The organism is Altericroceibacterium indicum (genome assembly GCF_009828105.1).
Classification (GTDB): Bacteria; Pseudomonadota; Alphaproteobacteria; order Sphingomonadales; family Sphingomonadaceae; genus Altericroceibacterium; species Altericroceibacterium indicum.
The window spans coordinates 219,940-235,928 of sequence record NZ_WTYQ01000002.1 but is presented as its reverse complement, the minus strand read 5'-3'; the positions used below and the strand labels follow the sequence as shown (position 1 = coordinate 235,928).

Annotated in this window: 13 protein-coding genes; 6 read left to right on the top strand and 7 right to left on the bottom strand. The window is 57.1% G+C overall.

Translation table 11 applies throughout. The features are described 5' to 3' along the window. Window positions 1-75 precede the first annotated feature (75 nt). On the top strand, window positions 76-828 hold the full coding sequence (locus tag GRI39_RS06035; RefSeq protein ID WP_160738817.1) for an SDR family oxidoreductase: 753 nt from the start codon (window positions 76-78) through the stop codon (window positions 826-828). A gap of 312 nt (window positions 829-1,140) precedes the next feature. Here the strand turns inward: GRI39_RS06035 and sigJ are convergent, their stop codons facing one another. The 7 genes from sigJ to GRI39_RS05995 all read right to left on the bottom strand — a co-directional run bounded on the left by sigJ (window position 1,141) and on the right by GRI39_RS05995 (window position 8,139). Continuing rightward, entirely contained in the window at window positions 1,141-2,832 is a 1,692-nt protein-coding gene (gene sigJ, locus GRI39_RS14455; RefSeq protein WP_211371472.1) for an RNA polymerase sigma factor SigJ, read from the bottom strand. After that, the gene (locus tag GRI39_RS06020; RefSeq protein ID WP_160738816.1) at window positions 2,822-3,283 is read right to left on the bottom strand and encodes a carboxymuconolactone decarboxylase family protein; all 462 of its coding nucleotides are present in this window, start codon (window positions 3,281-3,283) and stop codon (window positions 2,822-2,824) included. Before GRI39_RS06020 ends, sigJ begins: the two co-directional genes overlap by 11 nt. Before the next feature lie 215 nt (window positions 3,284-3,498). Beyond that, a complete protein-coding gene (locus tag GRI39_RS06015) occupies window positions 3,499-3,885 on the bottom strand; it encodes a DUF779 domain-containing protein (protein WP_160738815.1) in 387 nt (128 codons plus the stop codon). Between the two features lie 42 nt (window positions 3,886-3,927). Then, entirely contained in the window at window positions 3,928-4,959 is a 1,032-nt protein-coding gene (gene adhP / locus GRI39_RS06010; RefSeq protein WP_160738814.1) for an alcohol dehydrogenase AdhP, read from the bottom strand. 78 nt (window positions 4,960-5,037) lie between these two features. After that, complete coding sequence (gene adh / locus GRI39_RS06005) at window positions 5,038-6,561, bottom strand: aldehyde dehydrogenase (protein ID WP_160738813.1); 1,524 nt, start codon at window positions 6,559-6,561, stop codon at window positions 5,038-5,040. Between the two features lie 137 nt (window positions 6,562-6,698). After that, entirely contained in the window at window positions 6,699-7,658 is a 960-nt protein-coding gene (locus GRI39_RS06000; RefSeq protein WP_160738812.1) for a GAF domain-containing protein, read from the bottom strand. 145 nt (window positions 7,659-7,803) lie between these two features. Then, on the bottom strand, window positions 7,804-8,139 hold the full coding sequence (locus tag GRI39_RS05995; protein ID WP_160738811.1) for a hypothetical protein: 336 nt from the start codon (window positions 8,137-8,139) through the stop codon (window positions 7,804-7,806). Between the two features lie 70 nt (window positions 8,140-8,209). Here GRI39_RS05995 and GRI39_RS05990 point away from each other — a divergent pair, with 70 nt between their 5' ends. From GRI39_RS05990 to GRI39_RS05970, 5 genes are read left to right on the top strand one after another with little or no spacing between them, the layout of a single operon-like run. Next, window positions 8,210-10,369, top strand: coding sequence for a TonB-dependent siderophore receptor (locus GRI39_RS05990; protein ID WP_160738810.1), 2,160 nt, complete (start codon window positions 8,210-8,212; stop codon window positions 10,367-10,369). A 17-nt stretch (window positions 10,370-10,386) separates the two neighbouring features. Next, a complete protein-coding gene (locus GRI39_RS05985; protein ID WP_160738809.1) occupies window positions 10,387-11,124 on the top strand; it encodes an ABC transporter ATP-binding protein in 738 nt (245 codons plus the stop codon). Beyond that, window positions 11,121-12,539, top strand: coding sequence for an ABC transporter permease (locus GRI39_RS05980; protein ID WP_160738808.1), 1,419 nt, complete (start codon window positions 11,121-11,123; stop codon window positions 12,537-12,539). Before GRI39_RS05985 ends, GRI39_RS05980 begins: the two co-directional genes overlap by 4 nt. Beyond that, the gene (locus GRI39_RS05975) at window positions 12,536-13,915 is read left to right on the top strand and encodes a DUF3526 domain-containing protein (protein ID WP_160738807.1); all 1,380 of its coding nucleotides are present in this window, start codon (window positions 12,536-12,538) and stop codon (window positions 13,913-13,915) included. Before GRI39_RS05980 ends, GRI39_RS05975 begins: the two co-directional genes overlap by 4 nt. Further along, a complete protein-coding gene (locus GRI39_RS05970) occupies window positions 13,915-15,696 on the top strand; it encodes a M14 family metallopeptidase (protein WP_160738806.1) in 1,782 nt (593 codons plus the stop codon). The genes GRI39_RS05975 and GRI39_RS05970 overlap by 1 nt, the downstream gene beginning before the upstream one ends. Window positions 15,697-15,989: the final 293 nt, after the last annotated feature.

Below are 15,989 nucleotides of genomic sequence, written 5' to 3'. Positions count from 1 at the left end.
AATTTGAAAACAAGGAACGGGAAGCGCGCAGGGGAAAGGCTCGCTAGCTGATTGCCTCCATCAAGGAGAAAACGAATGAAATTACTGGACGGCAAGGTTGCGATTATCACGGGGGCCAGTTCTGGCATCGGGAATGCGGCTGCGAAACTGTTTGCCGCGCACGGGGCGTCCGTAGTGCTCGTCGCCCGGCGGGAAGTTGCGCTGAAGTCAGTGGTCGGCGAAATCGAAGACCAAGGTGGTCGCGCGCTCGCCATTGTCGGAGATGTCACTGAAGCGGGCACGCACGATGAGGCGGTTGCTGCCGCAAAAGCGACATTTGGGGGCTTGCACATTGCTTTCAATAATGCGGGCACGGTTGGAGCCATGGGGCCGCTCGCCGAGATTGAGCCTCGCCAATGGGCGCAAGTGCTGGCGGTGAATTTGACTGCGGCCTTTCTCAGCACCCGCGCGCAGGTTCCTGCCATGATTGAGCAAGGAGGGGGATCGCTTGTTTTCACGAGCAGCTTCGTTGGCAACAGCGTGGGACTGCCTGGCATGGGCCCGTATGGCACAGCCAAGGCAGGCCTCATAGGCCTGGTTCGAGGCATCACAGCCGATTACGCCGCAGCCGGTATCCGCGCCAACGCCCTCCTGCCCGGCGGCACCGCTACCGACATGGCCGGAGATGACGCCCAGCGTGAATGGGCAGCCGGTCTCCACGCGATGAAGCGGATCGCCCAACCTGAGGAGATTGCCCAAGCAGCGATGTTCCTCGCTAGCGATATGTCGAGTTTCGTCACAGGATCGGCACTCTGGGCAGATGGCGGCAATGCTGCCGTGAAACTCTAGCCAGTTCTCATGATCGGCGGCTTGCGGGTGTAAAAGCTTAAAAGCCGCCGTTCCGGACACGACCCCAAATCAGTCGTTGCGAGGTCACGGGCCGCTACCCGAAAGCCGTCGTTCTGCGAGTGCCTGAATATCGGCAAGATAGGCGGCGATCGCGGACAGTCCCGGTGATGGGAGCACGTCGTTGCTCGTGCCGTCCAGTAAGCAGCCGAATGACGATTCTCTGTCTGAATTCTATTTCTGGGTTTGCTTCAGTGGAAAATGGCAAACAGGCGATGGAGAGAATTAAGCTTGGTCACCACTTTATAAAGACGGTCAAGTTTCCCGCCCCAAGAACTCCTCGACGGTCGCCGCGAAAGCATCCGGAGCGTCGATATGCACCGAATGTCCGCCTGCGATTTCTATGTAGCTCGTCTCCGGACGCTCCAGAGCCATGGCCTTCAGGTCTTTCCGATCAGAGAGTAGACTATCCGCGCCTTTAATGACCAAAGCGGGACAATGGCTGCTGACCCAGGTCTGGTTATGATTGCCATTCAGTACTTCCACGGATAGCAGATATTCCTCAATTTCGAAATTTAGGCGCCAGCCATCCTCAACACGATGTATCGAGTTCTGCAAATAGGGAGACAGGCGGGTGCCAATGCGTTCTTCCAGCTTCTCTCTTAGTGGGAATACTCCAGCCCATGCGCGCGTAAACTCGCCGTCTTCGTCCAAAGATGTCCCTATATCGACGATGACCATGCGCGAGACGCGTTCCGGCATCCGGGCAGCCATATGATAGGCCACGACCCCGCCGAAGGAATGCCCGATCACAGGCACAGCGGAGGTGATTCCGATATGATCCAGCATCGCAGCCACGTCAGAGACATAGGCGTCAATCTGGTGATCCCGTGAAGCATCGGTTTCGCCAAAACTGCGCTGGTCCAGAGCGATGACGCGCCATTTAGGCGCTAGCGCCGCCGCCAGGCCTTCAAAATCGAGTGCGTTCATCCAGTGGCCATGCAGTGCCACGACCGGCAGCCCGGGCCCTTCCTCATCAAGATAGGAAAAGATCAATCCGTCATGCTTGAAACTGTGACGATGCATTGGTTTATCCTCAGGGGTTTGTCCTTGGGTGAGCGACGGTGCCGCGGCGGCGATGTGGGCGAGCTTATCCGGGTTTCTAACGATCCAGACCGCCGCGATCCGTTGCGCCCTTGTCGCGATGGCGGTCGTCTGCAAAACACCCCCTGCCTCAACGCTGATAAAGCCCGGAGTTCCGTTGATGCGCACAAGAGCGGGGCACGGCTTCGCAAGGTGATCGCTCTTGCGCGCAAGGCCGACAAAGAGCGAAGCTGCCCGGCGCGCTCCATGCAGTATATTGATAGCGGCAGGGACCTTGCCTCCGCCGTCAGTATGGATCTCGATGTCTTCCGCAAACAGCGCAAGCAATGCCTCCATATCTCCTGTTCGACTGGCTTCCCAGAAAGCGCGGACAAGTCTCTCGTCTTCCGCGAAATTGGGCGATGCAACCGGCTCGGCGCCTGCCATTAGCTTGCGCGCACGCGAAACCAGCTGCCTTGCCGCCGCGTCGGTCCCTCCTGTGACATCAGCTATCTCTGCGTAGGTGAAATCGAAAGCCTCGCGCAGAAGAAAAGCCGCGCGCATCGGAGGTGCAAGCGTCTGCAAAGTCAGAAGAAGAGCAATTCGAACATCTTGCGCTTCCGACAGCATCCCCTCCGCATCCGGTGCCCGCTGGGTAATGAGCGGGTCGGGCAACCACGCACCGACATAGCGCTCTCGCCGCACCCGCGCTGAGTGCAGATAATCCAGACATTGGCGTGCTGTAATCGTGGTAAGCCAGCGTCCAGCATCGCTGACTGCGGCGTGATCACTGCGGCTCCATCGCACCCATGCTTCCTGAACGATGTCTTCTGAATCGGCGAGCGATCCCGTCATACGATAGGCAAGCGATTTAAGTCGGGGGCGATGAGTCTCGAATATCTGTAGAGTTTGTTCAGGCGGCATCCTGAGCCTCGACAGGATGCTGGCTGCGAAAGCCGACCGCGATCCGGTTCCATGCGTTGATCGTGGTGATAATCAGGGTAATCTCGACCTGTTCCTGCGCGCTGAATGCTGCTGCCAATGTTTCAAAGCTATGGTCATCTGCGCCCGTCATTTCGACGCGGGTAAGGGCCTCGCACCAGGTGAGCGCGGCGCGTTCGCGTGCGCCGAACGCCGGGCTTTCCCGCCATCCCGCCAGAACGTCGAGCTTGCTCTGCGGTACGCCCGCCTTGCGCGCGGCAGGCAGATGCATATTCAGGCAATAGGCACAGCCATTGATCTGGGACGCGCGAATCTTCAACAGCTCACGCATCGCCGCATCGATAGAGAGGCTTGAGAGGCTTTCTTCCAGCGCGAACATCGGCTTCATTGCGTCCGGTGCCGCTTCAACATAGTTCAATCTCGATTTTGTCATGCGTGCATCCTTTGAGGGGTTATATGCTCATGACGAAACAGCACCTCATTCTGTGACAGAGCTTCCGCATTGAGCCGAATTCAAACCGTAGTGCGGCTGGCCAATGCCCACAGTTCGGTCGTTGGCATTCAAAGGGTTTTCGCTTTGAGCGCGTCTGCTTTCTCGGTTTTCATTCTCAAGACCAGACTTTCCGCTAGCCACCCCATTCCTGCCACCTATCTCTCAGGCAGAACGTTCAATGCCTCTAACTCAGCGTCCGAAAACACCCGCGCGCGGGAGAGGAAACGCTTTTCTCTGCCATTGTCGAGGCTGAACATTCCGCCGCGCCCTGGTACGACATCGAGGATCAATTGGGTATGTGCCCAGGCTTCCCCCTGGGCTTTGCCGATATAGACTTTCGCTCCGCCGACTTCGCCCAGCAGAATGTCCGATGCGCCAATGTGGAAATCTCCAACAGCATAACACATCGGTGACGATCCATCACAGCAGCCGCCGGATTGATGAAACATCAATGGCCCATATTCGGCCTGAAGTTCGGCAATGAATGCGAGAGCCGAAGGTGTGGCAGTCACACGGTCTACTTTGGTCACACCTTCGGTCATCTCGGTTCCTTTAGGGGCCTTTCAGTGCCTTTAAGGCACCCTTCAAGCGGTCATATCGAGCACGATACGCCCTTCGATTTTACCTTTGTGCATACGATCGAAGATCTCGTTGATATCATCAATCTTGCCCATTTCGACCGTCGCTTTGACCTTGCCATCAGCAGCAAAATCAAGAGATTCCTGAAGGTCCAGCCGCGTGCCGACAATCGATCCGCGTACTGTAATGCCGTTCAGCACCATGCCAAAGATATTGAGCGGAAAATCACCCGGCGGCAAACCGTTCAGCGCGATCGTTCCACCTCTGGCAGTCACTCCGATAGCCTGTTCGAATGCCTTGGGGCTTACCGCAGTGACCAGAACGCCATTCGCCCCACCGCCAGTTTCTCGTTTGATGACAGTGGCTGGATCGTCTTTCAGTGCGTTGACGGTGATGGTTGCACCCAGCCGTCTGGCCAGCTCTAGCTTTTCATCATCAATATCGATCGCAGCAACATTCAAGCCCATTGCCTTGGCATATTGCACCGCCATATGGCCAAGCCCGCCAATGCCGGAAATGGCAACCGTATCGCCCGGTTTGGTGTCGGTCATTTTGAGACCCTTATATACCGTTACACCGGCGCAAAGGACTGGGGCAATTTCAGAAAAGCTCACATTATCAGGCAGGTGACCAACGTAATTGGGGTCGGCAATCACATATTCGCCAAAGCTGCCATTGACCGAATAGCCAGTGTTTTCCTGCGCCTCGCACAAGGTCTCCCAGCCGCCCAGACAATGCACGCAATGCCCGCAAGCGGAATAAAGCCAAGGCACACCTACGCGGTCACCTTCCTTGATATGCGTCACGCCAGCACCCACTGCGGAGACAAAACCGACCCCTTCATGGCCGGGAATAAATGGTGGGTTGGGTTTTACAGGCCAATCGCCTTCCGCCGCATGAAGATCAGTGTGACACACGCCTGATGCCTGAATGGCCACCTGAATCTGGCCAGGGCCAACCTGAGGGATGGGCACATCTTCGATAATCAGCGGTTGGCCAAATTCACGAACAACAGCGGCTTTCATAGTCTTTGCCATGGGAGTTCTTCCTACAAATGGGATTGCTGCAGGATGGCTGGGAGTGCGCCATCCTGCCTTGTTTCAAGTCAAACGATCTCAGAAAAATCCAAGTTTTTTAGGGCTGTAGCTCACCAGCATGTTCTTGGTCTGCTGGTAGTGATCGAGCATCATCTTGTGATTTTCACGACCAATACCTGACTGCTTATACCCGCCAAATGCCGCATGGGCGGGGTAGGCGTGATAGCAATTGGTCCAGACCCGGCCGGCCTTGATCCCACGGCCAAAACGATAGCAAGTGTTGGCTTCACGGCTCCAGACACCAGCGCCAAGGCCGTAAAGCGTGTCATTCGCGATCGAGAGGGCTTCCTCTGAATCCTTGAAGGTGGTGACGGACAGGACAGGGCCGAAGATTTCCTCTTGGAAAATCCGCATCTTATTGTGGCCTTTGAACACAGTCGGCTTGACGTAATAGCCGCCTGACAATTCACCGCCCAGATCGGCCGCCTGTCCGCCGATCAGCAGTTCTGCACCTTCCTGCTTGCCGATATCGATATAAGACAGGATCTTGTCACGCTGTTCGGATGATGCCTGCGCGCCGATCATTGTGGCGCTGTCCAGCGGGTTGCCCTGAACGATCGCTTCTACACGTTTCAGCGCCCGTTCCATGAAGCGATCATAGATATTCTCATGGATTAGGGCACGGCTTGGGCAAGTGCAGACTTCACCCTGATTAAGGGCAAACATGACAAAGCCTTCGATGGCCTTGTCGAAGAAATCATCATCTTCGCGGGTGATATCTTCAAAGAAGATATTGGGTGATTTTCCGCCCAGTTCCAGCGTTACTGGAATCAGATTTTCGCTGGCATATTGCATGATGAGACGGCCTGTTGTCGTCTCTCCGGTGAAGGCAATTTTAGCGATGCGGCTGGATGAGGCGAGTGGCTTGCCTGTTTCCAGACCGAAGCCGTTCACGATATTAAGTACGCCAGCGGGCAGAAGGTCTGCGATCAATTCTGCCAGCACCAGAATGGATGCAGGGGTTTGTTCAGCAGGCTTCAAAACCACGCAATTGCCGGCTGCCAGCGCAGGGGCCAGTTTCCAGCAAGCCATCAAAATGGGAAAGTTCCAAGGGATGATCTGGCCCACCACACCGAGCGGTTCATGGAAATGATAGGCCACGGTATCGTGGTCAATCTCGCTAAGAGAGCCTTCCTGAGCGCGAATAGCTCCGGCAAAATAGCGGAAATGATCGATCGCTAGCGGCATATCCGCAGCCATGGTTTCGCGGATGGGCTTGCCATTATCCCATGTTTCAGCGGTGGCGAGCAGTTCGAGGTTTTCCTCCATCCGGTCGGCGATCCGGTTGAGGATCAGCGCCCGCTCTGTCGCGGACATATTGCCCCATTTGTCCTTTGCAGCATGGGCTGCATCCAGCGCATCTTCGACATCAGATGCGTCGGACCGGGCGATTTCACCGACTGGTTTGCCATTGATGGGGGAGATATTTTCGAAGTAGCGGCCTGCGTTCGGTGCCTTCCACTGGCCCCCGATAAAGTTTTCATAACGGGGTTTGAACGGGGCTTTGAGTGCGGTGGAATGCTCTTGAGTAGCATTGCTCATGCTGATTTCCTCTTCCAAATTGATGCGCCGATATATCGGTGTCAGAAGAGAATTTAGGTATGATGGGGGCGGGATGGGAAGTGCCGCAAGGTCAGGGAGATAGCCATTTGTCTCAATAGCGAGACAGTTTCCCGCTGCTATTCAGCAGAATGCCGCAAGCCTGCCCGTGCCATCCGGCGATAGAGGGTAGCCCGGCCAATTCCGAGTATTTTTGCCGCCTTGCTAGCATTGCCGTTCGCCTGTGCCAGGGCGCGGCGCAAAACAGACCTGTCTCCGTCTTCAAACGAAGGAGCCTGGCCTGTGCCGAGCAATTGTTGCAGCGGATGCGGTTCACGAAGCATTGCATCATCGAGCCCCAGACGTAGCCGTGCTGCGCGGCTCGCTCCGATCACCAGATCATCCCGGTCTGTTGCCAGAAGAGCGGCGCCATGGGTTTCATCTTCAGCCAGCAAAACTATTTTTGAATCGGCGAAGTGGCGGCAGAAATAGTCCCGTTCAATCCGCTGGGCAGCGCCGCGCACTAGGGCCGCGATCATCTCTACCATGGCAGGGCCGTGGTCATCCCGGCAGCTTGATATATCCAGTGCGGCAATCAATCGCCCATGTGGATCATGCACAGGGGCATCCATGCAACTGATGCCGATATTGCGGCTAGCAAAATGCTGATCCCGGTGGATGATGACCGGCTTGCCTTCAAACAGGCAGGTGCCAATCCCATTTGTGCCTTCTGCCGCTTCCCCCCAGCAGGCCCCTTCAGAGAGGCCAACATGGGTGAAATCCCCTTCATCGCCAGCACTGGTCCGCCGTTCCATAATGATGCCACTGGCATCGCTGAGGACAACGCCGCAGCCCGACCGCCCGACTGAACGGAACGTCTGATCGAGCACGGGGTTCGCGGCGGCGAGAAGCAGCTCATGGCTTTGGCGCAAGACAGCAAGAGTTTTACCATCTACTCTTTCAGGTAAACGCTGCTGATCCGGGTCCAGCCCGTGATGCAGGGCAGACCGGCACCATGATGCCGCCACATGCGAAACCGCCGCGCTGCTCGGTGAGCGAACGGTTTGAAACACGGTATCTGAATGATGCTGTATTGTCATCGCATCCTCTTTCCCGTGGGCCAGATTGAGCCACATGGCGCAGCGAGTCAAATATGCTTTTGATGTTTGGTGTCTTGTGTCGGATCTTGTGCGCTGATGAAAATCTCGGGAGTTTAGCAAGCGTCACGCGGATGGCGGTGGGATATCATGTCTTTTGGCATAGATGATGAAGCGCTGCTTTGCTGTGACAGGTGGCCCAGTCCTGCTGAGCTTGCGGAGTACCGGAGAGATATTGTGCGAACGCGGGATTGGTATTTGTCATGAGGCGGTATGATTGCGGTGGAACCGCTTCGGCCCATTGTTTGTGGCCGACATCGGTGCCAGCGGGTAAGACGAATACTGTTTCACAGTTTGTTCTCTTACCCGCTTTTGGGTCAGAAAAGGTTGCAGGAATCGCCAAGCCACGGGTTTGAGCTAATTCATGACTCAAGAAAAAGATATAAGATAACATATCATTGACTCGAGCGATTGAGATAGCCATGGGCCGTTGCTGCAATGTGATGTTGTTACATCAAATCTCAGTCATCATGTAAAAAGGCGTCCAATCGCTCATGACCGCTCGTTTGTTCCTGACTACCGCTATCCCTACAATGACCCTCGCATTTGCTGGTTCTCCAGCAGCGGCACAGGTTTCCTCGACCTCCGATGGCGCCGAAAGCACGACCGATGATGATACGATCACGGTCAGCGGAGTTCGTCAGGCCTATCGTGGCAATTTTGCTCTGACCGAGATTCCGCAATCGATCGATGTGATTGATGCCGCGACGCTTGATTCCAACGGGATTGACCGGTTGAACGATGCACTGGATCTTGATGCTTCGGTTGCGCGACAAAATACGCTGGGAGGGATGTGGGATTCCTTTGCGATTCGTGGTTTTGCCGGGGATGAGAACATACCGACTGGCTATCTGGTCAATGGCTTCAACGGCGGTCGGGGTTTCGGCGGCGAGCGCGATACGGCCGGGATCGAGCGGATCGAAGTGCTGAAAGGACCGGCAGCTGCCTTGCTGGGTCGAGGCGAGCCGGGTGGTACGATCAATATCGTCACCAAGCAGGCTAAGATCGGGCGCACATTCGGAAACTTCAGCGGTGAATATGGTAGTTACGACCGGGTTCGCGGCGAGGGGGACGTCAACATCGCTCTGGGAAGCAGCGTTACCGCGCGTCTCATCGGCTATTATGAACATGGCAACAGCTTCCGCGATACGGTTGACGAAACACGCTGGGGCTTCCTCCCCTCCATCGGCATCGCACTGGGTAGCAATACGCGCCTTACCTATGATCTGGAAAAGACCCGCGTGGAACGTCCTTTCGATCGCGGAATTGTGGTCCTGAATGGTGATTTTGAAACCGTGCCGCGCAGCCGTTATCTTGGTGAGCCGGGCGACGGAGATCACATTGCTCGGGCTGAAGGGCACCAACTTCGCCTGCAGCACGATTTCAGTGATCGCTGGAGCCTTTTGCTGGGCGCGAGCCACCGCGATACTTTGCTCACTGGCACTTCCTCAGACCCCGAACTCGCCGGGTCGCGCCAGCCCGTCTTCACTGATGGCCGCTCCTTGTCGCGCCAGCGCCGTTCGCGCCTGTACGATTCCCGGCAGAAAGTGGTGCGGGGTGAGCTTTCTGGCGAATTTAAGACAGGTGGCCTGACCCATCGCGTGCTGATTGGTGCGGATCATGATGAATTCGACAATTATCAGGACTTCCGGCGCGTTCGCCCGCCTTCGATCGCGAGCAATCCGACGGAAGAAGAAGCCTATATCATCGACATTCTCGACCCTGTGTATGGCCGTTTCCCCTTACCAACGCCTCTGCCGAACAATGATCGGCTCGATAAGCAGTCCTCCACCGGCATTTTCGTGCAGGACCAGATCAAACTGACGGACAAGCTGCAACTGCGCATTGGTGCCCGATATGACGATTTCACATTGAGAACAGAGAACTATCTGACGGATATCACGACCCAGCGTGATGATAATCGGATCAGCCCACAGGCTGGCATCGTCTATGAACTGTTCCCTGAGGTGACGCTTTACGCGGCCTATAGTGAAGGGTTCCGAGCCAATCTGGGCACGGACGTTAAGGGCGTCATCTTCGACCCGGAGACGAGCCGCAGCTTTGAGGCTGGCGCAAAACTTACACTGCTGGGTGGAGCGCTCAATGGAACCTTCACGCTTTATCAGCTTGAGAAGGACAATGTCCTTGCCAGTGATACCAACAATCCCGGCTTTAACGTCACCATCGGTAAGGCGCGCAGCCGCGGTGTGGAACTGGATCTGAATGGTCGTCTGCCGGGTAATGTCAATGTGCTGCTGAGCTATGCTTATGTCGATGCGGAAAGCCGTTCCAGTGTGCTCGACCCCAATTTCTCGTTTAATATCGAGCCGGGCGATCCGTTGATCAACATCCCCAAAAACACCCTCAATCTGCAGGCGTCTAAGGGTTTTTCCGTGGTTGGGCATGATGCGAAGCTGGGTGGGGGCTTGCATTATGTCAGCAAGCGACTTGGGGCAACGGGGACCGATTTCTTCCTGCCTGACTACACGCTGTTCCGCGTGTTCGGTGAAGTCGATCTGCTGGATAACCTCACGCTCTATGGCAGCGTGAAGAACCTCTTCAACGCGCATTGGTATGCCAACAGCTACAATGAACTTTGGGTGCAACCCGGCGCACCGCGCACGGCCAGCATCGGGCTCCGCACAAAGTTTTGATCATGGAGAGGACCTACATGACCCAAGGCGCCGCTGATCGTGCGATAGAGCTTGTTGGCGTTCAGCATAGTTATGGCGCAGCGCCTGTGCTGCGCGGACTGGACCTGATGGTTCGGCGCGGCGAAATTTACGCGCTGCTAGGCGGCAATGGGGCGGGCAAATCAACGACTCTGTCGGCCCTGCTCGGATTTATCGCACCCTCTGAAGGAAGCGTGCGTGTCTGTGGAATAGATCCGGTTGCCGATCCTGGCGGCGCACGCGCGCAGATGGCCTATGTGCCGGAGAATGTCTCGCTTTATGACCATCTTACTGCGCGAGAGAATATCGCTTATTTTCTTGCTCTTGCCGGGAATGACGCTGATGCATCGGTGATCGAACCCGCCCTTACTGCGGTTGGTCTGGCCAGTCAGGCATGGGACCGGCGTATGTCGGGTTTTTCCAAAGGTATGCGACAGAAAGTGGTCATCGCCCTGGCTCTGGCACGCGATGTGCCCGTACTTCTGCTTGATGAACCGACATCGGGTCTCGACCCGCGTGCGGTGTTGGAGTTCAACAGCCTGCTCGATACTGCGCGGGAGCGGCAGGTGGCGGTGCTGATGGTGACGCATGACCTTGTCAGTGCGGTTGATATTGCGGACCGGATCGGCTTCCTCACCGCCGGCCGGATTGAAGAGGAGCAGCAGGCCGGCGAGGGGGTACGATTCGATCTTAACTCTCTGCATGACCGTTACGCCGGGGCGGGCCAAGTCGCATGAGCCCGGTCTGCCTGATTGCGCGCGATGAATGGCGCGCTTTACTCAGAAACAGAGCAGGCTTATTGGCGAGCGGCCTGCTGGTGCTGCTGGTGCTGGTGGCGAGCTTCACCAGCCTTGAACGACGTGCCGCGATCGAAGCCGACCGCGAACGCTATCAGGCGAGTGTGGATGAACAATTCGATCAGCAGCCTGACCGCCATCCGCACCGCATGGTGCATTACGGTCAATTCGTCTTTCGCCCCATCGCGCCGTTGGCTTTCTTCGATACAGGTGTCGACAGCTATACAGGTAACACGATCTTTCTCGAAGGCCATCGCCAGAACAGCGCCAATTTCGCCGAGGCACGCCAATCATCGCTGCTGATGCGCTTCGGCCAATTGACTCCCGCGTTCGTATTGCAGACGCTTGCCCCCTTGCTGCTGATCTTTCTCGGCTTTGCCAGTATTTCGCGTGAACGCGAGCGCGGAACGCTGCGTCTCATGGCCGCGCAGGGTGTGGCCGCGCGGCAGGTGATGTTGGGAAAGCTGCTGGCGCATGGCGTGATTGCGCTTATCATTGGTTTACCTGCCTTTCTGGTTCTCAGCGGCTTCGCGGCAACAGGTGCCGCGGGCTGGGCCACCGTGCTGCCCATGATTGCCGGCTATGCTGCCTGGCTGCTGCTCTGGGCTGTGCTGAGTGTGGTTGTTTCCGGCTTGTTCCATCGCTCACGTGATGCGCTGGCCATACTCATCGGGGTGTGGATGGTCGGTGTTATTCTGTTGCCGCGGGTCCTGCCGGTCATGGCGGAGCAGCGCACGCAGCTCGACACCAATATTGAGACTGAGATCGCGCTGCACCGCAAGCTGGCTGATATCGGTGACAGCCACGATCCCGAAGATCCTTATTTCAACGATTTTCGCGAACAAGTTCTGGATGAATACGGCGTTGAATCAATAGAGGATTTACCTGTTCAATATGCCGGTCTCGTCAGTATTGAAGGCGAACGCCTGACAACCGGGATCTATGCCGATTCCGCAGCTCGCAGCAGCGCACGTGAGAATGCGCAGAATGCGCTGGTGCATGATTTTTCAATTATCAGCCCGCTTATCGCTATTCGTCAGCTTTCCATGACACTGGCGGGCAGCGATTTGGCCTCACATTATGATTTTCTGCAGCAGACAGAGGCTTTCCGTTACAATTTTGTGCAGCGACTCAACCGTATGCAGGCGGAACTGATCCCCGGTATTGGTGGAGAGGACCCGCGCATTTCCGCCGAATATTGGCAGGAGATACCGCGTTTTCACTATCAGGCACCAAGTCCGTTTAGTCGCCCGTCAGACCTTATCTGGCCCGCTGCCGTCCTGCTGGGCTGGCTGGTAGCCTTATCTGCTCTGGCTGCCTGGGCCAGTAATCGTCTTGAAAGGAATCTGCGATGAGCCCGCTTCGCGCAGAGACACGGTTGTTCTTGCGATCTGGCCGTAACCTCTTTGCCGTCATCCTGCTGCTTGTGCTTGCTAGCGCAGCAGTGTGGTCGGGGCTGGCTCAGGTGGATGCGCAGCGCACGACCATAGAACGTGTCGAGCGTGAGCAGGCACGCGATCTGGCATCGGTAGAAGCGGCTCAGGCCGGGCCGGAAGGCGATGCGGGATATAATGCCTATTATGCCTTTATGCTGACGCAGGACCCGCCGCCCGCTCTTGCCTTTGCCGCGATCGGTCAGCGTGATCTGCAACCCTTTGTGCTGCGGGTTCGTGCGCTTGGGCTGGAGGCGCAGCGTTATGATTCAGAAAACTACAATGCCGAGCTTGCTCTGCCGGGTGTGTTCGACTGGGCCTTCGTGCTTGTCTATTTGGCACCGCTCGTGATTATCGCACTCGCGCATGACATGGTTACGGGGGAGCGTGAGGCGGGGCGGCTGCGGTTGCTACTTTCTCTGCCAGGAAGCGGCCTCTGGCGACGGCGCATCGGCCTTCGCTATGTGCTGGTGCTGGCAGCGCTGGCGGCGCCGCTCATGACCGGGTCCGTGATCGCAGGCGCTCCGGCCACGGGCACGGCGGGAATCATACTCGCTGGGGCACTTTATTGCGCATTCTGGTTTGGTCTAGCGCTGCTGATTGGTGCGGCTTTGCGCGCTTCGGCAACGGCTGCGGCTGCGATGATAGGGTGCTGGATCGTCCTGACGCTGGTTATTCCTACGCTTGGCAATACGGTCATTGCCGGGGCGATCCCGGCGGGCAAGGGCATCGACCTGACCCTAGCGCAGCGCGAAGCCGTCCATAAAGGCTGGGATATTCCGAAAGAGGAGACGTTCGAACCATTCTTCGTCAACCATCCTGAATGGCGCGGGAAGGAAAAGTTTGAAGGGCGTTTCCACTGGAAGTGGTACTACGCCATGCATCAGGTCGGCGATGAAACTGTGGAGCAGGAAGTTGCGGATTATCGCGGAGCACTGGCCGCACGCGACAAGTGGACATCACGGCTCGGACTGATCCTGCCCGGTGTGGGCACGATGAATGTGGTGCATCGTCTGGCGGATACGGACAGCACTGCGGGGTTCGCTTATCAGGATTCGATCGCCGCCTATCACGAGCGTCTGCGCAAGTTTTATTACCCCTACATGTTCAACGACAAAGCGTTCACGCGCGCCGATTTTGCGCAGATTCCGCGCTATACCTCGCGCGTGCCGGGTGGGTCGATACCCGCCGGATCGCTGGTAGCCCTTTTGCTCGCCGCAGCTCTTTTCCTATGGCTGGGGGCACGAAAGGTCACGCGGGTGAGTAGTGCCCAGGACTCCAGACCGAAAGACGATTGATGCGTATTCCCCTGATTGCCGCCATTCCTACATTGCTGTGCGGGATGCCCCTCCACGCGCAGGTCGAACCTGTCCTGCCGCCCGTCCCGGAATGGTCAGGGGCGAGCGAAAGCTGGATCGTCCGGCCCGGTGATCCTTGGATCACACCCGCCGAGGAAACCGGCTTTGCCCGCACACCGAGCTATGACGAAACGCGCGCGTGGTTGGAGAAGCTGGTGGGCGAGAGCCCGCTACTCACCAAGGTAACCTTCGGCACCTCTGCCGAAGGGCGTGAGCTTTATTATGTTCGCGCGAGCACTGCCGCCAAAGAAGGAAGGCCGGTGGTGCTGGTGCAGGCGGGCATTCACAGCCATGAGATCTCTGGCAAGGATGCGGGGCTGATGTTACTGCGCGATATTGCGCTGGGCGGAAAAGAGGATCTGCTGGGCAAGGTCGATCTGGTCTTTGTCCCAATCTACAATGTCGATGGCCATGAACAGGTCAGCCGCTTCAACGCCCCGCATCTGCGCGGCCCGGCAAATTCGGGCAGCCGCAACACGGCGCAGAGGATCAATCTCAATCGCGACTATGCGAAGGCCGCCGCGCCGGAAACGCGTGCACTGTTGCCGCTGCTGCGTCAGCTCGACCCGGTGCTCTATCTCGATATGCATGCTTCGGACGGGTTCGATCACGGTTATGACGTGACCTACACCTATGCTGGATGGGGACGGCATGTGCAGTCACCGGCCATTGCCGAATGGCTGCAGGGCAGCTTTGAGGACGGTGTAAACGCCTTTGTCCGACAGCAGGGGCACAACCCGCATTTCTATCCCAGCGCGCTCGATGATTACCGGATCGACAAGGGGCTGCGCATGTCCGCAGAGGGGCCGCGTTACTCCACCGGCTATGGCGATTTCGCCCGTATTCCCGTCGTGCTGGTCGAAATGCACAATCTCAAACCCTATCGCCAGCGCGTTTTGGGGGTATATGCGATGATGGAAGGCGCGCTACGCACAGCGGCAGCCAGTTTGCCGCAATTGCAATCGGCCATCGCCATTGATCGTAGCGCACGCCCCAAAACACTGACCGTCAAATGGGCGCGTGACGAGCAGCCATTCACTACGATTTCCTTCACCGGCATGGCGTTTGAACGGGTGCAATCCCTGGCCTCGGGAGCCGAAGAAATTCGCTATCTCGGACAAGAGCAGCAATGGGAACTGCCGGTCACTGGCGAACATCCCGTGTCCCATGTCACCTTGCCGGAGGCGTGGTGGGTGCCGGCTGCAGAAAGGGATGTGATCGCGCTGCTGGATCTGCACGGTATTTCCTATGAACGCATCGACACCGCACGTGATCTGACACTCGAAATGGCTACCGCATCCAATATGCAGCTTGGTCCGATCTATGATGCGGAGGCACGCATGTCGGCGGACTTCCGGCGCGACAAGAGGAATGTCCGCATGGCCGCAGGATCGATCAGGGTGCCCTATGATCAGCCACGTGGGTTGCTGGCCGCGGCTCTGCTGGAGCCAGAAGCCGTGGATTCCGTGTTCTCCTGGGGCTTCTTTCCGGAATTGATGGAAAACAGTGGGAGCCGCGAGCGCTTCCTCCTTGCGCCGGTGGCGGAGCGGATGCTGGAAAGTGACCCTGAGCTGCGCGATGCATTCGAGCAACGTCTGGCCTCTGACGCTACCTTCGCGGCTGATCCGCAAGCGCGCCTGAAATGGTTTGCCGAAAAGTCGCCTTATTTTGCGGCGCCTTTGCCAATCTATCCCATCGGACGCGAGCTGAAAGACCAGTGACGGATATTAAAGGTGCGAGGGTGACTTGTATGGCTGGCCCGGTGAAGGAAATATAACCGCTAAACGATACAGGGTATCATTGACGCCCTCCCATTGATGCGTTCACTCATTATATAATGTTGCAACATATCTAATTCGATTATTTAGTACCGTCTTCTCCCTCGCGGGGGCTGTCGGCCGGTGCCGGGCTTGAAAGTCTGGCTTTTCACGAACCGATCAGCGGATTTCATGTCGATGCCGCGATGTGGGAGGCACCCGATCGATGGTTTCAGCTCAGCCCCGTCTGGTCTCTG